This is a genomic window from Microbacterium sp. NPDC055455, from assembly GCF_053619935.1.
Genome location: NZ_JBSHLB010000002.1, coordinates 284,039 through 304,999, shown reverse-complemented (window position 1 = coordinate 304,999; position 20,961 = coordinate 284,039). Strand labels below are relative to the sequence as shown.

Here is a 20,961-nt window from a genome sequence, read left to right as displayed (position 1 = left end):
ATGTTCAGGAGCTCCATGCGCCTCGTCTTCGCCGGCACGCCGGCGCCGGCTGTGCCGTCGCTGCGCCGGCTCGCGGCATCCGCCCACGACATCGCCGCGGTCGTCACCCGCCGTGACGCGCCCGTCGGGCGCAAGCGGGTGCTCACGCCGTCGCCCGTCGCGGCGGCCGCAGAGGAGCTGGGGCTCCCGGTGATCCGCGCCGATCGGCTGGACGAGGACGCCACCGGGCGGATCGCGGCGCTCGCGCCCGACCTCGGCGTCATCGTCGCCTACGGCGGCCTCGTGCGGGAGCCGCTCCTGTCGACGCCGGCGCACGGGTGGATCAACCTCCACTTCTCGCTGCTTCCGCGCTGGCGGGGCGCCGCGCCCGTCCAGCACGCGCTGATCGCCGGTGACGCGCAGACCGGGGCGAGCGTGTTCCAGCTGGTGCCCGAGCTCGACGCCGGCGATGTGTTCGGCGAGCTCGCCGTCGACATCCCGGGCGATGCGACCGCGGGCGACCTCCTCGCGTCGCTCGCGGAGGACGGCGCCGGGCTCCTCGCCGAGGTCGTGGACGCCATCGGCCGCGGGGCCGCCGTCGCTCGCCCGCAGGCCGGCGAGGTCACCTACGCCGGCAAGCTCGGCGACGAGGACGGTCGCATCCGGTGGGACGAGGCGGCGCCGGCGGTGCTCGGCCGCATCCGCGGCGTCACCCCCGAGCCGGGGGCGCACACGACGATCGAGGGCGCACGCTTCAAGGTGCTGGCGGTCGCCGAGGCGCCCGCGGACGCACCCGCCCTCGCGCCCGGGATGCTCGCCCTCCACGGCAAGGAGGTCCTCGCCGGCACGGGCTCGACGCCGATCGTGCTCGACACCGTGCAGCCGGCGGGCAAGGGTGCCATGCGCGCCGCGGACTGGTGGCGGGGCCTGCGCGACGCGACCCCGGTGGCGGGATCGTGAGCCGCACGGTCGCCGCGCGCCGGGTCGCCTACGACACGCTGCGAGCGGTCCACGAGTCCGACGCCTACGCCAATCTCCTGCTGCCCACCGCGATCACGCGTGCGGGGCTCTCGACCGCCGACGCCGCCCTCGCGACGGAGCTCACCTACGGGACGCTGCGGCGGCAGGGTACCTACGACGCCGTCATCTCCATCGCCGCCGACCGTCCCGTCGCCGACATCGACCCCGCGGTGCTGGATGCTCTGCGCCTGGGCGTCCACCAGCTGCTGTCGACCCGGGTGGCCTCGCATGCCGCCGTCAACGAGTCGGTCGAGCTCGCCCGCGCGGCGGGCGGCCGCGGTGCGGGCGGGTTCGCCAACGCGGTGCTGCGGCGCGTCTCGCGCGACACCCCCGGCGACTGGATGACCCATGTGGCCGCCAGCGCCCGGTCCGATGACGAGCAGCTCGGCCTGCTGTTCTCGCACCCGGTGTGGGTCGTGCGCGCATTCCGGCGCGCCCTCGCCGCGGAAGGGCGCGCCGACGAGCTGGAAGCGCTCCTCACCGCCGACAACGCATCGCCGCGCGTCACGATGGCCGCGCTCCCGGATCTCGCCGAGGTGCCCGACGACGCCCGCCGCACGCCGTTCTCGCCGATCGGCTTCCGTCTGGGCGGCGGCGACCCCGACGCACTGGTGCGGGGATCCGAGGGGCGCGTGCGCGTGCAGGACGAAGGCTCGCAGCTGGCCGCACTCGCCCTGACGCGGGCGATGCCGGTCTCGGCGGGGGAGCGCTGGCTCGACCTGTGCGCCGGCCCCGGCGGCAAGACCGCCGTGCTCGCGGCCGAGGCGCTCGCGCACGGGGCGTCGCTCGAGGCTAACGAGATCTCGCCCGCGCGGGCGGGGCTCGTCCGCCAGGCGCTGGCCGGGGTGCCGCTGGAGGTTTCGGTGTCGGAGGAGGACGGTCGCACGCGCGCCGGCGGTTCTCCCGACACCTACGACCGGATCCTGGTGGATGCCCCGTGCACCGGCCTCGGCGCGCTGCGGCGCCGTCCCGAGGCGCGGTGGCGCAAGGCGCCCAGCGACGTCCCCGGACTCACCGAACTGCAGCGTGAGCTGCTGAACGCCGCTGTGAGCGCGCTCCGGCCGGGCGGCGTGGTCGCGTACGTCACGTGCTCGCCGCACCTCGCCGAGACCTCGGGCGTGGTGTCCGACATCCGCCGGGAGTGGGACGGCGCGCTCGAAGAGCTGTCGGCGCGCGAGGTCATCACGTCCCTGTCCGCCGCCGACCCCGGCCTGCCTCCGCAGACGGACGGCAGCGGACGCGCGCAGCTGTGGCCGCACCGTCACAACACCGACGCGATGTCGGTGTCACTCCTGCGCCGCGTCTGAGCACACTTCCGCAGCGCCGCGTCGGGGCGACGAGCCGCAACACCGGAGTCACTCGGCGAGTCGCATCGACCGGGGCATCTGCTCGAACTCGGCGCGCAGCGCGATCAGCGCCGCGCTGTGCGCGCGGCCGAGGGCGCGCGCGTCGACGGTCACCTCGGCGCCCTCGGGCAGAGCCTCCGCGATCTCGCGCAGCACCGCGACGACGCGCTCCATCCCGGCCAGGCCCAGCTCGCCGGAGAGGCGCAGCGTGCGCCCGTGGTCGGTGTCCTCGACGGTGAACGCCGGAACGGCGATGCTGTCGTGAGCCTCGAGCATGTGCATGCCGAAGCGCTCGGCCAGCGTCTCGAGCAGAGCGATGGCGCGCACGGAGTTGCCGTGCACATCGAGGCGGGGGCTGAACGCGGCGACGCCGAACTGCGAGGGGGCGACGGCGAGGAGCCCGCCGCTGACGCCGCTCTTGGCGGGAAGGCCCACCCGCAGCAGCCACTCGCCGGAGTAGTCGTACATGCCGCAGCTCGTCATGATCGACAGCACGTCGCGCGCGACCGCCTCGGCGACGACACGCTCGCCCGTCACCGGGTTCACCCCGCCGAACGCGAGCGTCGCGGACATCACCGCCAGGTCGCGCGCGGTCACGAGCAGCGAGCACTGCCGGAAGTAGGTCTCGACCGCTGCGTCGACCGGGCCGTCGATGATGCCGTGGGACCGCAGGAGGTGGGCGAGCGCGCGGTTGCGATCGCCGGTGGCGGACTCGGAGGCGTACACCCGCTCATCGACCCACAGCGAGCGTCCCGCGAACGCGGACAGTCCGGCGACGATGTGCGCCGTCCTCTCGTCCACGCCGTCGCCGGGGATGAGCGCCGACGTCGCGATCGCGCCGGCGTTGACCATCGGGTTGGCGGGGCGTCCGGTCACCGGCTCGAGACTGATCGCATTGAACGGCTCGCCGCTGGGCTCGGCACCCACCTTGCGCAGCACGGCATCCCGCCCGCGGTCGGCGAGCGCCAGCGCCAGGACGAACGGCTTCGAGATCGACTGGATGGTGAACTCGTGGTCGACGTCTCCGACCGCGCGCACCCTGCCGTGGGGGCCCACCACCGCGAGCGCGAGCCGGTCGGGATCCGCCGACGCGAGCTCGGGGATGTACCCGGCGGGCGCGCCGCCGCCGAGGGGCCGCACATCCTCGAGGACCTCGTGCAGGAGTACGGTGATCGGATCCACGGCTCGACCATAATGGACGGGTGCTCCCGAACGACGAGACCGGCCGCGCGGGCGGCATCCGCATCAACCCCAGCATCCTCGCCGCCGACTTCGTGAACATGCAGGCAGAGCTCGCGCGCATCGCCACCGCGGACTTCGTGCACGTCGACGTCATGGACAACCACTTCGTGCCCAACCTCACGTTCGGGCCGCAGATGGTCGAGCGCGTCCAGGCGACCAGCCCCGTGCCGCTGGACGTCCACCTCATGATCACGAATCCCGACCGGTGGGCGCCCGGCTACGCCGAGCTCGGAGCCGCGTCCGTCACGTTCCACCTGGAGGCGGCGAAGGAGCCCGTGGCCCTCGCCCGGCGGCTGCGCGCGATCGGCGCCCGCGCGGGGGTCGCGGTGAAGCCCGCGACGCCGGTGGAGGGTCTGTTCGACCTGCTCGACGACTTCGATCAGATCCTCGTCATGACGGTCGAGCCCGGCTTCGGCGGTCAGTCCTTCATGCCCGAGACCATGCCGAAGCTGCGCCGGCTCGCCGACGAGGCACGCCGTCGCGGATCCTCCGTGTGGCTGCAGGTCGACGGCGGGATCGGCGAGAGCACGATCGCGCAGGCCGCCGAGGCGGGCGCCGACACGTTCGTCGCCGGATCCGCGGTGTTCGGCGCCGACGACCCCGCGAACGCCATCGCGGGGCTGCGCGCGACGGTCGCCGCCCACCACCACGTGCACTGAGCCGCGGCGTCACGCGGCACCGGGGCATCCCGGCCGGACGGTAACCTGTCATGGTGAAGACGTTCGACACGCTGTACGCCGAGCTGGCCGCGAAGGCGGCCGAGCGCCCTGAGGGATCGGGCACCGTCGCGCAGCTGGACGCGGGCGTCCACGCGATCGGCAAGAAGATCGTGGAGGAGGCCGCCGAAGTCTGGATGGCGGCCGAGTACGAGTCGACGGATGCCGCAGCCGAGGAGATCTCGCAGCTGCTGTACCACCTTCAGGTGCTGATGCTCGCGAAGGGGCTGAGCCTCGAAGACGTCTACCGACATCTCTGAGCGCGCGTCCCCGTCCGCCCTCGAACCCGAAAGCCCCGCTGCCATGCTGCGAATCGCCGTGCCGAACAAGGGCTCGCTCGCCGAGACCGCCTCCGAGATGCTCCACGAGGCCGGCTACATCGGCCGCCGCGACCCGAAGGACCTCCACGTCATCGACCCTCAGAACGAGGTCGAGTTCTTCTATCTGCGCCCCAAGGACATCGCGACCTACGTCGGCTCGGGTGCACTCGACGTGGGCATCACCGGCCGCGACCTGCTCCTGGACGCCCGCATGCCGGGCGCGCGCGAGATCGAGGCCCTCGGCTTCGGCGACTCGACGTTCCGCTTCGCGGGCCCGCCCGGACGCTTCGCCGACGTGAAGGACCTCCAGGGCTTCCGCGTCGCCACGGCGTACCCGGGTCTCGTCGACGCGTTCCTGGACGACCACGGCGTCGCCGTGGACCTGGTGCCGCTGGACGGCGCCGTCGAGTCGGCGGTCCGTCTGGGAGTGGCGGATGCCGTCGCCGACGTCGTCTCGACGGGCACCACGCTCCGTCAGGCGGGCCTGGAGATCTTCGGCCCCGTGCTGCTGCAGTCCGAGGCGGTGCTCATCACCTCGCCCACCGAGGCGGAGGGGACCGACACGCTGCTGCGCCGCCTGCGCGGCGTCATGGTCGCCCGGCGGTACGTGATGGTCGACTACGACCTCCCGGCCGAGCTCGTCGACGACGCCGTCAAGATCGCTCCGGGCATCGAATCGCCCACGATCTCGCCGCTGCGCGACCCGGCGTGGGTCGCGGTGCGCGTGATGGTGGCCCGCAAGGGCGTCAACCAGGTCATGGACGCGCTGTACGCGATCGGCGCCCGCGCGATCCTGGTCACGGCGATCCACAACGCGAGGCTGTGATGGGCCTCGTCTGCCGCGTCATCCCCTGCCTCGACGTCGCCGCCGGACGCGTCGTCAAGGGCGTCAACTTCCAGAACCTGCGCGACATGGGCGATCCCGTCGAGCTCGCGCGGGAGTACTTCCGCCAGGGCGCCGACGAGATCACCTTCCTCGACGTCACCGCCACCGTCGACGAGCGCTCCACGACGTACGACGTCGTCCGGCGCACCGCCGAAGAGGTCTTCATCCCGCTCACCGTCGGCGGTGGCGTGCGCTCGGCCGACGACGTGGCGCGGCTGCTCTCCGTCGGTGCGGACAAGATCGGCGTCAACTCGGCGGCGATCGCCCGCCCCCCGCTCCTGGACGAGATCGCCGACCGCTTCGGCGCGCAGGTGCTGGTGCTGTCGCTGGACGTCAAGCGCTCGCCGGCGACCGCGTCCGGCTTCGTCGTGACGACGCACGGCGGGCGCACCGAGACCACCCTCGACGCGCTGGACTGGGCGCGCGAGGCGATCGAGCGCGGCGCGGGCGAGCTCCTGGTGAACTCCATCGACGCCGACGGCACCAAACAGGGCTTCGACCTCGAACTCGTCGCCCTCATGCGCGAGCTCTCCAGCGTCCCCGTGATCGCCTCGGGCGGCGCGGGCAAGGCGTCGGACTTCGGGCCCGCCATCGCCGCGGGCGCGGACGCGGTGCTCGCGGCATCCGTCTTCCACTCGGGTCAGCTCACCATCGGCGACGTGAAGGCGGCGATGATGGCCGAGGGCATCGCGGTGCGGGAGGTGGCCGCGGCATGAGCGAGACGGTCGACGAGCGCATCGCGCGCGTGACGTTCAACGGCGACGGGCTCGTCGCCGCGATCATCCAGCAGTGGGACTCCCGCGAGGTGCTGATGCTCGGATGGATGGATGCCGAAGCCCTGCGCCGCACGCTCACCGAGGGGCGCGTCACATTCTGGTCGCGCTCCCGTCAGGAGTACTGGCGCAAGGGAGACACCTCCGGCCACATCCAGATCGTGCGCGGCGCCCGCCTGGACTGCGACGGCGACGCGGTGCTGGTCGAGGTGGAGCAGGTCGGGCCCGCGTGCCACACCGGCACGCGCACGTGCTTCGACGCCGACGATCTCGAGCCCACCCGCGGCGTCTGACGTGGGGCGGACGGTGCCCTGCGGCGGCGGCGCGACCTTCGACCACGTCCACCTCGTCATCCGGCGCGGCGGCGTCCCGGTCTCGGTCGAGGGCATGAGGTTCGGCGCCTACACCGCGCGCAGCGACGGGCGGGACTACTGGGGCTTCTGGACCGACGCGTGGGGCAACCGGGTGCTCACGGCCCCCGGAGATGCGCGCTGCTGCCTCCCTGCGGAGTGACTACAGTGAACGGGTGATCCGCCGCTCCCGCATGCTCGCCGTCGTCGTCGCCGCCCTGTGCGGGGCGGTCGGGGTCATCTCGTCGACGCAGACGTGGCTGACCGTCGTCCTGCGAGACGGCGCCCAGGAGGCGCTCGAGGTGCCCGGCGCATCCGCGATCCCCGTCCTGGCCCCGCTCAGCCTCGCCGCCCTCGCTCTGGGGGCGGCGCTGTCGATCGTGGGGCTCGTCCTGCGCTACGTCTTCGGCACGCTGGCCATCCTCATCGCCGGCGTCCTCGCGTGGCTGACCGTCCCGGTGGTGTTCGCGCCGCCGGTGGCGGCGGTCGCCGCCGTGGTGACGGGATCGACGGGCATCGCCGGTGAGGCATCCGTCGCAGCGCTCGTCGCCGGCATCGACACGACGCCGTGGCCGGCGGTGACCCTGGTCGTGTGGGTGGTCCTGTTCGTCACGGGCGTCTTCGTGCTCGCCACCGCGCACACGTGGCCGCGCAGCGGACGCCGGTACCGCACCGACGATGCGGCGGCGTCTTCCGCTCCGGCCGGATCCCGCCCCCACGACGCCGCAGGATCGCGGGCCATCGACGACTGGGACGACCTGTCGCGTGGCCAGGACCCCACCGCCTGACCGCTAGACTGGCGACATTCCGCGCTTCCCAGGCTTCACCGAGGAGACATCCACATGAGCAACAACATCGGCGACCCCGGCCACGGACACTCGCCCGCCGCCTGGACGGCCGTCGTGATCATGCTCGTCGCGGTCTGCCTCGGCACACTCTTCTTCTTCCTCGACATCCCCGCCCTGGTGTGGGCATCGGCGGCTCTGCTGATCGTCGGCCTCATCGTGGGCTGGGCGATGGCCAAGGCGGGCTACGGCGTCGGCGGTTCGAAGTACACCGCGAAAGAGCACTGAGCATGCTCGCCGACCTGACGGCCGGCGCTGTTGAGGACGCCGAGGCACGCGCCTCGGGGCGTCCCCTGGCGGCGGTCGAGGCGGCGGCCCTCGCACAGCGTCCCGCACTCGACGTGCTCGCTGCGCTGGCACCCGCCGACCGCGTGAAGATCATCGCCGAGGTCAAGCGCGCGAGCCCTTCGCGCGGCGACCTCGCCGCCATCCCCGACCCCGCGCTGCAGGCTCGCCGGTATGAGGAGGGCGGCGCGTCCGCGATCTCCGTGCTGACTGAGGGCCGGCGCTTCAAGGGCAGCCTCGCCGACCTCGAAGCGGTCAAGTCCGCCGTGTCGCTTCCGGTGCTGCGCAAGGACTTCATCGCCACCGAGTATCAGGTGCTGGAGGCCCGGGCGTCGGGCGCCGACCTCGTGCTGCTCATCGTGGCGGCCCTGGAGCAGGACGACCTGGCACGGCTGTACGCGCTGACCCGCGAGCTGGGCATGGCCGCGCTCGTCGAGACGCACAGCGCCGACGAGGTCGACCGGGCCGTCGACCTCGGCGCCGAGCTCATCGGTGTCAACGCGCGGGACCTGTCGACGTTCGAGCTCGACCGCGACCTGTTCGGGCGGCTCGCGGAGCGCATCCCCGCGGGGGCGGTGAAGATCGCGGAGTCGGCTGTGCTCGTGCCCGCGGACGTCGCCCACTACCGCGCGGCCGGCGCCGACGTCGTGCTGGTCGGCGAGGCCCTCGTCACCAACGATCCCGTGTCCACACTGCGTGCATTCCTGGAGGCCGGCGCATGAGTCTACGTGAGGCTCCCGGGCCACTGTACGGCGAGTTCGGCGGGCGGTACATGCCCGAATCCCTGATCGCCGCGATCGACGAGCTGACCGCCGAATACGAGGCGGCGAAGATCGACCCCGACTTCCAGGCGGAGTTCGTGCGCCTGCTGCACTCGTACGCCGGCCGCCCGTCGCCGATCACCGAGGTGCCCCGGTTCGCCGAGCACGCCGGGGGAGCGCGGGTGTTCCTCAAGCGCGAGGACCTCAATCACACCGGCTCGCACAAGATCAACAACGTGCTCGGCCAGGCGCTGCTGACCAAGCGCCTGGGCAAGACGCGCGTGATCGCCGAGACCGGCGCGGGCCAGCACGGCGTGGCCACAGCCACGGCCGCGGCGCTGTTCGGGTTCGACTGCACCATCTACATGGGCGAGGTCGACACCGAGCGGCAGGCGCTCAACGTCGCCCGCATGCGTCTTCTCGGCGCGGAGGTGGTGCCGGTGAAGACCGGCTCGCGCACGCTGAAGGACGCCATCAACGACGCCTACCGGGACTGGGTCGCGAGCGTCGAGACGACGAACTACATCTTCGGCACGGCCGCGGGGCCCCATCCCTTCCCCGCCATGGTGCGCGACTTCCAGAAGGTGATCTCCGAGGAGGCGCGCGCGCAGCTGCTCGAAGAGGCCGGGCGACTGCCCGATGCGGTCCTCGCGTGCGTCGGTGGCGGCTCCAACGCGATCGGCATGTTCGACGCGTTCCTGGACGACGAGGGCGTCAAGCTCTTCGGCGTCGAAGCGGCCGGCGACGGGGTCGACACGGCGCGCCACGCCGCGTCGATCGAACGCGGCCGGCCGGGCGTCCTGCACGGCGCCAAGACGTTCGTGCTCCAGGACGAGGACGGCCAGACCATCGAGTCCCACTCGATCTCGGCGGGCCTGGACTACCCGGGCGTCGGTCCCGAGCACGCCTGGCTCGCCTCGATCGGCCGCGCCGACTACATCCCGGCGACGGATGACGAGGCGATGCAGGCGCTGCGCCTGCTGTCCGAGACCGAGGGGATCATCCCCGCCATCGAGTCCGCCCACGCGCTCGCCGGCGCGCTGCGCATCGGCCGCGAGCTCGGCCCGGACGCGATCCTCGCGATCTGCCTGTCCGGCCGCGGCGACAAGGACATGGACACCGCTGCGCGCTACTTCCACCTCTACGACGAGGGAACGGATGCCGCAGCCGCCGCGGCCGCGCCGCACGACGACGCCGCCAAGGGCGAGGGGGAGAAGCTGTGACCTCGCGCGTCGCCGCGGCGATCGACGCCGCCCGCGCCCAGGGCCGCGGCGCCTTCGTCGGCTACCTTCCCCTCGGATACCCGGATCTGCGTACGAGCATCGAGGCGGCCGTCACGCTCGCCGAGAGCGGCGCGGACGTGCTCGAGCTCGGGCCGCCGTACTCCGACCCGGTCATGGACGGCACCGTGATCCAGGAGGCGACCCAGGAGGCGCTCGCGCGCGGCTTCCGCATGCGCGACACCTTCACCGCCGTGCGCGAGATCACCCGGCGCGTCGACGTGCCCGTGCTCGTGATGACGTACTGGAACCCCGTCCTGCAGTACGGCGTCGACCGGTACGCGGACGACCTGCGCGATGCCGGGGGAGCAGGGCTCATCACGCCCGACATCACGCCGGACGCGGCACCGGAGTGGATCGCCGCCAGCGAGCGCACGGGCCTCGACCGTGTGTTCCTCGCCGCGCCCACGTCCACCGACGAGCGCCTCGAGCTCATCGTGCGGGAGTCGACCGGCTTCGTCTACACCGTCTCGACGATGGGCATCACCGGGGAGCGCGCCGAGCTGGATGCCGCGGCCCGCACGCTCGTCGCCCGCCTGCGCGCGCACGGCGCCGAGCACGCCTGCGTCGGCATCGGCATCTCCAACGCCGCGCAGGTCGCGGGAGTGCTGGAGTACGCCGACGGCGCGATCGTCGGGACGGCGCTCGTGCGGGCGCTGCGGGAGGGGGGCCTGGAGGCCCTCGATCGCACCGCCCGCGCCCTCGCCGCAGGCACCGCGCGGAGCGCGAACTAGAATCTCAAGGTCGGCGGTCGCCGCCACCCACCCCAGCAAGGACACGGTTCTCCCATGATCAACGCCGCCGCGAGCGTCGTCGCCAGCATCCCGAGCCCGGAGATCAGCTACTTCGACCTCGGCCCCCTGCGCATCCACATCTACGCGCTGTGCATCATCACGGGCATCATCGCCGCGGTCCTGTGGACCAACGCGCGCTTGACGAAGCGGGGCGCCGAGCCCTGGGTGGTCATCGACATCTCGCTGCTGGCGGTGCCGCTGGCGATCATCGTCGCCCGCATCTACCACGTGCTCACGCACTGGGGCTTCTACTTCGGCGAGGGCGCGAACCCCATGTCGGCGCTGTACATCTGGGAGGGCGGCATCGCGATCTACGGCGCCCTCATCGGCGGTGCCATCGGCGCCTGGCTCGGCTGCCGCTGGACCGGGATCCGCTTCTGGACCTTCGCCGACGCGCTGGCGCCCGGCCTCCTCCTGGCCCAGGCCATCGGCCGCTTCGGCAACTGGTTCAACCAGGAGCTGTACGGTCTTCCCACCGACGTGCCGTGGGGTCTCGAGATCGACTACCCGAACCCCGCGTGGCCCATCGGGCTGCCCGAGGGCACGCTGTTCCACCCCACCTTCCTCTACGAGGTGATCTGGAACGTGCTCGGCGTCGTCTTCCTGGTGGTGGTCGGTCGGGCCTTCCGTCTGCAGTGGGGTCGCCTCTTCGCCCTCTACCTCGTCTGGTACAGCGCCGGGCGCATCGTGTGGGAGACGATCCGCGTCGACCCGAGCGAGATCATCCTGGGCCTGCGCACGAACGTGTGGGCCGCGATCTTCGGCGTGATCCTCGGGCTCGTGATCTTCTTCGTCCAGAAGCGCCGCCACCCCGGCCTGGAGCCGTCGCCCTACGTGTCCGGCCGCGAGTGGAATGCCGGACAGGCTGTACAATCGCAGGACACCGACGACTTCGTCGACGTCAGCGAACCCCCGACGTCCGAGGCCGACGGGGTCAGCGCCACAAGCACCCCTGCCACGAAATAACGCGCTCCTCGCCCCGAGAGAGAGCGCGCCCGGGCCGACGTCGTCCCATCTTGAGTATCAACGTGAGGACGGTAGGTATGGCTTCGAGCCCCCGTCATGTCACCTCCACCGAGGTGAGGACCCCCGCATCGTCGGGACAGGCCGGCTTCCCCGCGAAGCAGGGCATGTACAACCCTGCGTTCGAGAAGGACGCGTGCGGCCTGGCGATGGTCGCGACGCTGCGCGGCGAGGCCGGACACGACATCATCGACCTGGCGCTCACCGCGCTGCGCAACCTCGAGCACCGCGGAGCCATCGGCTCCGACGCCGGCACCGGTGACGGTGCGGGCATCCTCACGCAGATGCCGGATGCCTTCCTGCGCGCCGTGGTCGACTTCGAGCTGCCGCCCGTCGGCGAGTACGCCGCCGGCATGGTGTTCCTCCCGCGCGACGACGAGGCACGCAAGGCCCAGAAGGCGGGGATCGAGCGGATCGCGGCATCCGAGAACCTGACCGTCCTCGGATGGCGCGACGTGCCCACCGCGGAGGAGAACCTCGGCAAGCTCGCCTTCCAGGCGCGGCCGGTGTTCGAGCAGCTCTTCGTGTCGCGCCCGGCGACCGGCGACGCCCCTGCGCTGTCGGGGATCGCCCTGGACCGGCGCACCTTCCGCCTGCGCAAGCGCGCCCGCACCGAGCTCGACGCGTACTTCGTGTCGCTGTCCGCGCGGACGCTCGGCTACAAGGGCATGGTGACGACGCTGCAGCTCGAGCCCTTCTACCCCGACCTGCAGGACGAGCGCTTCGCGTCGGAGCTGGCCGTCGTCCACTCGCGCTACTCCACCAACACCTTCCCGTCGTGGCCGCTCGCGCAGCCGCTGCGCATGCTCGCGCACAACGGCGAGATCAACACGGTCAACGGCAACCGCAACTGGATGCGCGCACGCCAGTCCCAGCTCGAGTCCGAGCTGCTGGGCGACATCCGTCCGCTGCTGCCGATCTGCACCGAGGGCGCCAGCGACTCCGCGTCCTTCGACGAGGTGCTCGAGCTCCTCACCCTGACCGGCCGCAGCCTGCCGCACGCCATCATGATGATGGTGCCGGAGGCGTACGAGAAGCAGGCCGACATCGACCCGAAGCTGCGCGCGTTCTACGAGTTCCACTCCATGCAGATGGAGCCCTGGGACGGCCCGGCCGCCCTCATCTTCACCGACGGCACGCTCGTCGGCGCCACCCTCGACCGCAACGGCCTCCGCCCCGGGCGCTGGACCGAGACCACCGACGGCCTGATTGTGATCGGCAGCGAGACCGGCGTGCTCGACATCGCGCCGGAGCGCATCAAGCGCCGCGGACGGCTCCGCCCCGGACGCATGTTCCTCGTCGACACCGAGCAGCGCCGCATCATCGAGGACGACGAGATCAAGGCGGGCCTGGCCGATCTCGAGCCCTGGCAGGAGTGGCTGGACGCGGGCCGCGTGCGTCTGGCCGAGCTTCCCGAGCGCGAGCACATCGTGCACCCGATCGCCTCGATCACCCGCCGTCAGCGCACGTTCGGGTACACCGAGGAGGAGGTCAAGATCCTCCTCGCGCCGATGGGTCAGAACGGCGCGGAGCCGCTCGGCGCGATGGGTTCCGACACCCCGGTCGCCGTGCTCAGCGAGCGTCCGCGACTCCTGTTCGACTACTTCACGCAGCAGTTCGCCCAGGTCACCAACCCGCCGCTGGACTCGATCCGCGAAGAGGTCGTCACGTCCCTGTCGCTGGGCCTCGGACCGGAGCGCAACCTCCTGGAGTGGGGACCCGACCACACGCGCGTGGTCACCCTCGACTTCCCGGTGATCGACAACGACGAGCTCGCCAAGATCCAGCACATCGACACGGCGCTGCCGGGCCGCACCTCGGTCACCATCCGCGGCCTGTACCGCGTCGAGGCCGGCCACAAGGGCATGCGCAAGCGCCTGGAGCAGATGTGCCAGGAGGTCGACCAGGCCATCGAGGACGGCGCCGAGTTCATCGTGCTGTCCGACCGCGACTCCAACAAGGACCTCGCGCCCATCCCGTCGCTGCTCATGCTCGCCGCGGTGCACCACCACCTCATCCGCAAGCAGACCCGCATGAAGTGCGGTCTGGTGGTCGAGGCGGGCGACGTGCGCGAGGTGCACCACATCGCCACGCTCATCGGCTACGGCGCGTCCGCGGTGAACCCGTACCTGGCGATGGAGACCGTCGAGTACCTGGTGCGCGCCGGCATGATCACCGGCATCTCGCCGCAGAAGGCCGTCAAGAACCTGATCTACGCGCTCGGCAAGGGCGTGCTGAAGATCATGTCGAAGATGGGCATCTCGACCGTCTCGTCGTACGCGGGCGCCCAGGTGTTCGAGGCCGTCGGCCTGTCGCAGGACTTCGTCGACACCTACTTCACGGGTACGGAGTCCAAGCTCGGCGGCGTCGGGCTCGACGTCATCGCCGCCGAGAACGCCGCCCGGCACGCCTACGCGTACCCCGAGGACGCCGCCGTGCGCGCGCACGAGCGGCTCTGGACGGGCGGCGAGTACCAGTGGCGCCGCGACGGCTCGCCGCACCTGTTCAACCCCGACACGGTGTTCCGCCTGCAGCACTCGACGCGCACGCGGCGGTACGACATCTTCCGCGAGTACACCAAGCTGGTCGACGACCAGGCGGGCGAGCTGAAGACGCTGCGCGGACTGTTCGCGCTGAAGACCGAGGGACGCACGCCGGTGCCGATCGACGAGGTCGAGCCGGTCTCGTCCATCGTCAAGCGGTTCTCGACGGGTGCGATGAGCTACGGGTCGATCTCGAAGGAAGCGCACGAGACGCTGGCGATCGCGATGAACCGCCTCGGCGGCAAGTCGAACACCGGCGAGGGCGGCGAGGACGTCGATCGCCTGCTCGACCCCGAGCGCCGCAGCTCGATCAAGCAGGTGGCCTCGGGTCGCTTCGGCGTCACGAGCCTGTACCTCACGGAGTCCGACGACATCCAGATCAAGCTGGCCCAGGGCGCCAAGCCGGGCGAGGGCGGGCAGCTGCCCCCGACGAAGGTGTACCCGTGGGTGGCGCGCACGCGCCATGCGACCGCGGGCGTCGGCCTCATCTCGCCGCCGCCGCACCACGACATCTACTCGATCGAGGACCTCAAGCAGCTGATCTTCGACCTCAAGCGCGCGAATCCCGGCGCCCGGGTCCACGTGAAGCTCGTGAGCCAGTCGGGCATCGGGGCCGTCGCCGCGGGCACGGCGAAGGCGCTGGCGGACGTCATCCTGGTCTCCGGCCACGACGGCGGGACGGGCGCGAGCCCGCTGAACTCGCTGAAGCACGCCGGTACGCCGTGGGAGCTGGGCCTGGCCGAGACGCAGCAGACGCTCATGCTCAACGGCATGCGCGACCGGGTGGTCGTGCAGGTCGACGGCCAGCTGAAGACCGGCCGCGACGTGATCATCGGCGCGCTGCTCGGCGCGGAGGAGTTCGGCTTCGCCACGGCTCCGCTCGTGGTCTCGGGCTGCATCATGATGCGCGTGTGCCACCTCGACACCTGCCCCGTGGGTGTCGCCACGCAGAACCCGACGCTGCGCGCACGCTTCAACGGCAAGCCCGAGTTCGTGGTGAACTTCATGGAGTTCATCGCCGAGGAGGTGCGCGAGTACCTCGCCGAGCTGGGCTTCCGCTCGCTCGACGAGGCGATCGGCCGCAGCGACCTGCTCGACGTCGACGGCGCGGTCCGGCACTGGAAGGCGAGCGGACTCGACCTCGCACCGGTGCTCGCCGGCCCCGTCTTCGCCGACGACGAGCCCCGCCGCAACACGACGGGCCAGAAGCACGAGCTCGAGGAGCACTTCGACGTCGCCCTGCTCGAGCGCGCCCAGGATGTCGTCGCCCACGGCGGCCAGATCACCATCGATCTGCCCATCCGCAACACCGAGCGCGCGGTCGGGACCCTGCTGGGCCACCACGTCACGCGCGCCCACGGCGAGAACGGCCTGCCGTCGGGCAGCATCGTGGTGAACCTGACCGGCTCGGCCGGGCAGTCGTTCGGCGCGTTCATGCCCGCCGGCATCACGCTGCGACTGGAGGGCGACTCCAACGACTACGTCGGCAAGGGCCTGTCCGGCGGACAGATCGTGGTCCGGCCGCCGCGGGGTGCCTCCTTCGACGCGTCGAAGAACGTCATCGCCGGCAACGTCATCGGCTACGGCGCGACCCAGGGCACGATGTTCCTGCGCGGTGTCGTGGGCGAGCGCTTCTTCGTGCGCAACTCGGGCGCGACGGCGGTCGTCGAGGGTGTCGGCGACCACGCGCTGGAGTACATGACCGGCGGCCTCGCCGTCATCCTCGGCGCGACGGGCCGCAACCTCGGCGCCGGCATGTCGGGCGGCACCGCGTACGTGTACCGGCTCGACACCAAGCTTGTCAACCGGGAGGCCCTCGCCAGCGGCGAGCTCGTCCTGGGCGAACTCGGCTCCGGCGACGCCGAGATCCTCCGCGACCTGCTCGAGCAGCACGTCGCGGAGACCGAATCGACTCTCGCCCAAGCGCTCCTCGACGACTTCGAGGCGGAGCTGGCGAACTTCGTCCGGGTGCTGCCGCGCGACTACGCCGCAGTGCTGCAGACCCGGCAGGCGGCCGTCGCGGAGGGGCTCGACCCCGACGGAGACGTCGTCTGGAACCGCATCCTGGAGGTGACAGGTGGCTGACCCGAAAGGCTTTCTCAAGGTCACCGAGCGCGAGCTGCCCCCGCGGCGGCCGGTGCCGGTGCGCATCATGGACTGGAAAGAGGTCTACGAGCCGGGCGACTCCGCCGTGCTGCGCCGGCAGGCCGGCCGCTGCATGGACTGCGGCGTCCCGTTCTGCCACAAGGGCTGCCCGCTGGGAAACCTCATCCCGGAATGGAACGACCTGACGTGGCGCGGCGAGGGCCGTGCCGCCAGTGAGCGCCTGCACGCCACGAACAACTTCCCGGAGTTCACCGGCAGGCTCTGCCCGGCGCCGTGCGAGAGCTCGTGCGTGCTCGGCATCAACCAGCCTGCCGTGACCATCAAGCAGGTCGAGGTCTCGATCGCCGACGAGGCGTTCGCGAACGGCTGGATCGAGCCGGAGCCCCCCGGTCGCCTGACCGGCAAGACCGTCGCCGTCGTCGGCTCGGGTCCCGCCGGGCTCGCGGCGGCCCAGCAGCTCACGCGCGCCGGCCACACGGTGGCGGTGTTCGAGCGCGACGACCGCATCGGCGGTCTCCTGCGCTACGGCATCCCGGACTTCAAGATGGAGAAGAAGCACCTCGAGGTCCGGCTCCGCCAGATGCAGGACGAGGGCACGCGCTTCCGCGCCGGCGTCGAGATCGGCAAGGACATCTCGTGGGCCGATCTGCGCGCCCGGTACGACGCGGTCGTCGTCGCGACGGGCTCGACCGTGCCGCGAGAGCTGCCGATCCCCGGACGGGACCTCGCCGGCGTGCACTTCGCGATGGAGTACCTCGTGGAGTCCAACAAGGCTGTCGCGGGCGACGCGGTTCCCCATCAGATCACCGCGCAGGGCAAGCACGTCGTCGTCATCGGCGGCGGCGACACCGGCGCCGACTGCATCGGCACGGCCCACCGTCACGGTGCGCTGAGCGTGACGAACCTCGCGATCGGCCGCCAGCCCCCGGGCGAGCGCCCCGAGCACCAGCCCTGGCCGATGACGCCGACGGTGTTCGAGGTGCAGTCCGCCCACGAAGAGGGCGGGGAGCGCTCCTACCTGGCCTCCACCGTCGAGTTCCTCGCCAACGGCGCGGGAGAGGTGCGCGCGCTGCGCGTCGCCGAGACCGAGTTCGTCGACGGCCGCCGCGTCCCCAAGAGCGGCACCGAACGGGAGATCCCGGCCGACCTCGTGCTCATCGCGATGGGCTTCACCGGCCCCGAGCGCAGCCTGCTCGAGGAGCAGCTGGGCGCGCGCTTCACCGAGCGCGGGAACGTGCGTCGCGAGGACGACTACCAGACGACCGCCCCGGGCGTCTTCGTGGCCGGCGACGCCGGTCGCGGCCAGTCGCTGATCGTGTGGGCCATCGCCGAGGGCCGTGCCGCCGCGGCGAGCGTCGACCGGTACCTCATGGGCGACACCGAGCTGCCCGCTCCGGTGCGCCCCACGGATGTCGCCATCGGCCTGCAGCCCGCGTAGGCTGGCCGAGGCATTCGCCAATCCACCCCAACCCGGAGATACCACGGATGAGACGCGCGAAGATCGTCGCCACCCTGGGTCCGGCCACATCCACGTATGAGATGGTCCGTGCGATCATCGATGCCGGTGTGGACGTCGCCCGCTTCAACCTGAGCCACGGGGACTACTCGGTCCACGACAACAATTTCGCCAACGTGCGCAAGGCCGCGGAGGACGCCGGCCGCGCCGTCGCGATCCTCGTCGACCTGCAGGGCCCGAAGATCCGACTCGGCAAGTTCGAGAACGGTCCCCACGAGCTCGCCGTCGGCGACATCTTCAAGATCACCACCGAGGACATCCTCGGCACGAAGGAGATCGTCGGGACGACGTTCAAGGGCCTCCCGAACGACGTCAAGGCCGGCGACTTCCTCCTCATCGACGACGGCAAGGTGCGCGTGAAGGTCCTCGAGACCGACGGCACGGTCGTGACCACCGAGGTCGTCGTGGGCGGCGCGGTGTCCAACAACAAGGGCATCAACCTCCCCGGTGTCGCCGTCAACGTCCCGGCCCTGTCCGAGAAGGACGAGGCGGATCTGCGCTGGGGCCTCCGCGCCGGCGCCGACCTCATCGCGCTGTCGTTCGTCCGCGACGCCAAGGACGTGCAGCGCGTGCACGTGATCATGGCCGAGGAGAGCCGGCACGTCCCGGTCATCGCCAAGATCGAGAAGCCGCAGGCGGTCGACAACCTCGAAGAGATCATCGACGCGTTCGACGGCATCATGGTGGCCCGCGGCGACCTGGCCGTCGAGCTGCCGCTGGAGGCGGTGCCGATCGTGCAGAAGCGCGCGGTGGAGCTCTGCCGCCGCATGGCCAAGCCCGTCATCGTCGCGACGCAGATGCTCGAGTCGATGACGCACTCCCCGGTGCCCACCCGCGCCGAGGCCTCCGACGTCGCCAACGCCGTCCTCGACGGCGCCGACGCCGTGATGCTGTCGGGCGAGACCAGCGTCGGCGACTACCCGGTGGTGACCGTCGAGACCATGGCGCGCATCATCGGCTCGACCGAGGAGCACGGCCTCGAGCGCATCCTGCCGCTCACGACGAAGCCGCGCACCCAGGGCGGAGCCATCACGCTCGCCGCCAACGAGGTGGCCGAGTTCGTCGAGGCCAAGTTCCTGTGCATCTTCACGGAGTCCGGCGACACGGCCCGGCGCATGTCGCGCCTGCGCCCGCGCATCCCCATGATCGGGTTCGCCCCCGAGCCGGCGATCCGCCGCCGCATGGCCATCACGTGGGGCGTGCAGTCGACACTCGTCGAGCACGTCGCGCACACCGACCTGATGTTCATCCAGGTCGACGACTACCTGCTGTCGAACGACCTGGCGAAGGTCGGCGACAAGGTCGTCGTGATCTCGGGATCGCCTCCCGGGATCATCGGCTCGACGAACGACATCCGCATCCACAAGGTGGGCGACGCGGTGCACGGCAAGGCGCCGATCTACAAGACGCGCGACTGACCGGACTCAGCCCACGCGGCTGAGCAGGTCGTTCTCGATGACGGTGTCGAGGGCGAGCGTCTTGTAGCCGTGTCCCTCGAAGAACACGGTGAGACGGTCGCCCTCCACCGCCGAGACCGCTCCCCGGCCCCACTCGGTGTGCTCGACCTCCGCGCCGGAGGGGAACGGCGCCCCGGCCTCGTCCGTCGCCGCGTCCACCGCGGTGCCGGCACGGCACGTGTCGCAGCTGCCGCAGCGCGCGTCGAGTTCCTCGCCGAAGTAGCGCAGGAGGGCGCGTCGGCGGCAGTCGCGCGTCTCCGCGTAGCGCCGCATCACGTCCAGCCGCGACTGCTCGATCCGCTCGCGACGCTCCGACGCCTCCGCGGCGCGGGCCGCTGCTTCGGACGAGCTGACGGATGCCGCCGCCACCGCCCCGCGGCGGCCGACGCGAACCACCCCGCCTTCGACGAGCAGGTTGATCAGGTGCGTGACCCTGCGGGGCGGCGCATCGACGGCCGCCGCCAGCGCCTTCGTCGGGAGCGGTCCGTCGGCCTTCGCCACGGCGGAGTACGCCGCGGCGAGCTCGTCGAGGTCGACGCTGCGCGAGACGAAGTAGGTGCGGATGCCGAGGTCCTCCTGGCGGTAGAAGAGCGTGGCGTCCGCCGCGTCGCCGTCCCTGCCCGCACGGCCGATCTCCTGGTAGTACGCGTCGAGCGACTCGGGCACCGATGCGTGCGTCACGAAGCGCACGTCGGGCTTGTCGATGCCCATCCCGAACGCGTTGGTGGCGACGACCAGGTCGACCTCGTCCGCGAGGAAGGCCCGGTGGGTCTCCTCGCGCTCGGACCGCGACAGGCCGGCGTGGTAGACGCGGACGCGGGAGCCCGCCTCGGCGATCGTCGCCGCGTACTCCTCGGCCTCGCGCCTCGTCGCGGTGTAGAGGAGTCCCGATCCCGTCATCGCCGACACGTGTGCGATGACGGCGGCGCGCTTCTCGTCGGCGGTGACGGCTCGGCGCACGGTCAGGTCGATGTTCGGGCGGTCCACCCCGTGCACGACGACGGCGGGGTCGACGAGCCGCAGCCGTTCGGCGACCTCGACCCGCACCGGCTCGGCACCCGTGGCGGTGAGCGCGACCACCGGGGGAGCGCCGAGCCTCTCGCGCACCGCGCCCAGCCGCAGGTAGTCAGGCCGGAAGTCGTGGCCCCAGCTGGCCACGCAGTGCGCTTCGTCGACGGCCAGCAGCGCGACTCCGACGTCGCGGAGCGCGGCCACGACGTCGTCCTTCGACAGCTGCTCCGGCGTGAGGAACAGATATCCCACGGCGCCCGACCGGAGCTCGTCCCACAGCTCGGCGGTCGCACGCTCGCCGAGCGTCGAGTTGAGGACCGCCCCGCGCGCGGCGCGCGGTGCGGACGACAGCTGCGCGACCTGGTCGTCCTGCAGGGCGATGAGCGGGGACACCACGACGGTGAGACCGTCGCGCAGTGCGCCCGCGAGCTGGTAGACGGCGGACTTCCCGGCGCCGGTGGGCAGGACCACGATGGCGTCGCGCCCGGCGACCAGCGCGTCGATCGCCTCGGACTGCCCGGCGCGCAGCGTCGTCCAGCCGAAGATCTCGCGCGCCGCCCGGGCGATGGCCGTGTCGGGCATCCGGGTCCTCTCCCTCGTGACGGAGTGGCCATCCTCGCATCCCGCGTGAATCCGCCCCGCGGGGTTGACACGCCCGGCGCGCCCATAGGTCCCGGCACGGCCGGACGCTACGCTATCGCCACCACA

At 71.7% G+C, this 20,961-nt stretch carries 19 protein-coding genes; 17 read left to right on the top strand and 2 right to left on the bottom strand.

The genetic code is table 11. The features are described 5' to 3' along the window. Nucleotides 1-15: 15 nt before the first annotated feature. Both fmt and ACWGUG_RS07855 read left to right on the top strand, forming a co-directional pair. Nucleotides 16-939 (top strand): methionyl-tRNA formyltransferase, encoded by a 924-nt coding sequence (gene fmt, locus ACWGUG_RS07860; protein WP_452324361.1) that lies wholly within the window; start codon nt 16-18, stop codon nt 937-939. Further along, a complete protein-coding gene (locus ACWGUG_RS07855) occupies nt 936-2,306 on the top strand; it encodes an RsmB/NOP family class I SAM-dependent RNA methyltransferase (protein WP_378880783.1) in 1,371 nt (456 codons plus the stop codon). Before fmt ends, ACWGUG_RS07855 begins: the two co-directional genes overlap by 4 nt. A 48-nt stretch (nt 2,307-2,354) precedes the next feature. On the opposite strand, the gene glsA is transcribed toward ACWGUG_RS07855, so the two are convergent. Continuing rightward, nucleotides 2,355-3,527, bottom strand: coding sequence for a glutaminase A (gene glsA / locus ACWGUG_RS07850; RefSeq protein ID WP_336397968.1), 1,173 nt, complete (start codon nt 3,525-3,527; stop codon nt 2,355-2,357). A 20-nt stretch (nt 3,528-3,547) separates the two neighbouring features. Between glsA and rpe the strand changes: the two genes are divergently transcribed. The 15 genes from rpe (at nt 3,548) to pyk (ending at nt 19,203) form a co-directional block, all read left to right on the top strand. After that, nucleotides 3,548-4,246 carry a ribulose-phosphate 3-epimerase gene (rpe, locus tag ACWGUG_RS07845; RefSeq protein WP_336397967.1) on the top strand — a complete coding sequence of 233 codons (699 nt, stop codon included), beginning with the start codon at nt 3,548-3,550 and terminating at the stop codon, nt 4,244-4,246. 53 nt (nt 4,247-4,299) lie between these two features. Then, nucleotides 4,300-4,563 carry a phosphoribosyl-ATP diphosphatase gene (locus tag ACWGUG_RS07840; RefSeq protein ID WP_045302883.1) on the top strand — a complete coding sequence of 88 codons (264 nt, stop codon included), beginning with the start codon at nt 4,300-4,302 and terminating at the stop codon, nt 4,561-4,563. Between the two features lie 43 nt (nt 4,564-4,606). Further along, nucleotides 4,607-5,449, top strand: a complete 843-nt coding sequence (hisG, locus tag ACWGUG_RS07835) for an ATP phosphoribosyltransferase (RefSeq protein WP_336397966.1) — start codon at nt 4,607-4,609, stop codon at nt 5,447-5,449. Next, nucleotides 5,449-6,225 (top strand): imidazole glycerol phosphate synthase subunit HisF, encoded by a 777-nt coding sequence (gene hisF / locus ACWGUG_RS07830; protein WP_336398062.1) that lies wholly within the window; start codon nt 5,449-5,451, stop codon nt 6,223-6,225. The genes hisG and hisF overlap by 1 nt, the downstream gene beginning before the upstream one ends. Next, nucleotides 6,222-6,575: a phosphoribosyl-AMP cyclohydrolase gene (hisI, locus tag ACWGUG_RS07825; RefSeq protein WP_336397965.1), complete on the top strand. Its 354-nt coding sequence runs from the start codon at nt 6,222-6,224 to the stop codon at nt 6,573-6,575. The genes hisF and hisI overlap by 4 nt, the downstream gene beginning before the upstream one ends. Before the next feature lies 1 nt (nt 6,576). After that, a complete protein-coding gene (locus ACWGUG_RS07820; protein ID WP_452324360.1) occupies nt 6,577-6,795 on the top strand; it encodes a hypothetical protein in 219 nt (72 codons plus the stop codon). Between the two features lie 13 nt (nt 6,796-6,808). After that, complete coding sequence (locus tag ACWGUG_RS07815; protein WP_378880771.1) at nt 6,809-7,420, top strand: Trp biosynthesis-associated membrane protein; 612 nt, start codon at nt 6,809-6,811, stop codon at nt 7,418-7,420. A 54-nt stretch (nt 7,421-7,474) separates the two neighbouring features. Next, a complete protein-coding gene (locus tag ACWGUG_RS07810) occupies nt 7,475-7,705 on the top strand; it encodes a DUF6704 family protein (protein ID WP_336397962.1) in 231 nt (76 codons plus the stop codon). Between the two features lie 2 nt (nt 7,706-7,707). Further along, nucleotides 7,708-8,484: an indole-3-glycerol phosphate synthase TrpC gene (gene trpC, locus ACWGUG_RS07805; protein ID WP_378880767.1), complete on the top strand. Its 777-nt coding sequence runs from the start codon at nt 7,708-7,710 to the stop codon at nt 8,482-8,484. Continuing rightward, nucleotides 8,481-9,746, top strand: coding sequence for a tryptophan synthase subunit beta (gene trpB / locus ACWGUG_RS07800; RefSeq protein WP_452324359.1), 1,266 nt, complete (start codon nt 8,481-8,483; stop codon nt 9,744-9,746). Before trpC ends, trpB begins: the two co-directional genes overlap by 4 nt. After that, entirely contained in the window at nt 9,743-10,537 is a 795-nt protein-coding gene (gene trpA, locus ACWGUG_RS07795; protein ID WP_378880764.1) for a tryptophan synthase subunit alpha, read from the top strand. Before trpB ends, trpA begins: the two co-directional genes overlap by 4 nt. A 54-nt stretch (nt 10,538-10,591) precedes the next feature. Then, the gene (gene lgt / locus ACWGUG_RS07790; RefSeq protein ID WP_336397958.1) at nt 10,592-11,563 is read left to right on the top strand and encodes a prolipoprotein diacylglyceryl transferase; all 972 of its coding nucleotides are present in this window, start codon (nt 10,592-10,594) and stop codon (nt 11,561-11,563) included. A gap of 77 nt (nt 11,564-11,640) precedes the next feature. Beyond that, the gene (gene gltB, locus ACWGUG_RS07785) at nt 11,641-16,248 is read left to right on the top strand and encodes a glutamate synthase large subunit (RefSeq protein WP_378880759.1); all 4,608 of its coding nucleotides are present in this window, start codon (nt 11,641-11,643) and stop codon (nt 16,246-16,248) included. Next, on the top strand, nt 16,241-17,707 hold the full coding sequence (locus tag ACWGUG_RS07780; RefSeq protein WP_336397957.1) for a glutamate synthase subunit beta: 1,467 nt from the start codon (nt 16,241-16,243) through the stop codon (nt 17,705-17,707). Before gltB ends, ACWGUG_RS07780 begins: the two co-directional genes overlap by 8 nt. A gap of 47 nt (nt 17,708-17,754) precedes the next feature. Next, nucleotides 17,755-19,203 carry a pyruvate kinase gene (gene pyk, locus ACWGUG_RS07775; RefSeq protein ID WP_336397956.1) on the top strand — a complete coding sequence of 483 codons (1,449 nt, stop codon included), beginning with the start codon at nt 17,755-17,757 and terminating at the stop codon, nt 19,201-19,203. A 6-nt stretch (nt 19,204-19,209) separates the two neighbouring features. Here the strand turns inward: pyk and ACWGUG_RS07770 are convergent, their stop codons facing one another. Continuing rightward, nucleotides 19,210-20,835: a RecQ family ATP-dependent DNA helicase gene (locus tag ACWGUG_RS07770; RefSeq protein ID WP_452324358.1), complete on the bottom strand. Its 1,626-nt coding sequence runs from the start codon at nt 20,833-20,835 to the stop codon at nt 19,210-19,212. Between the last annotated feature and the right edge of the window lie 126 nt (nt 20,836-20,961).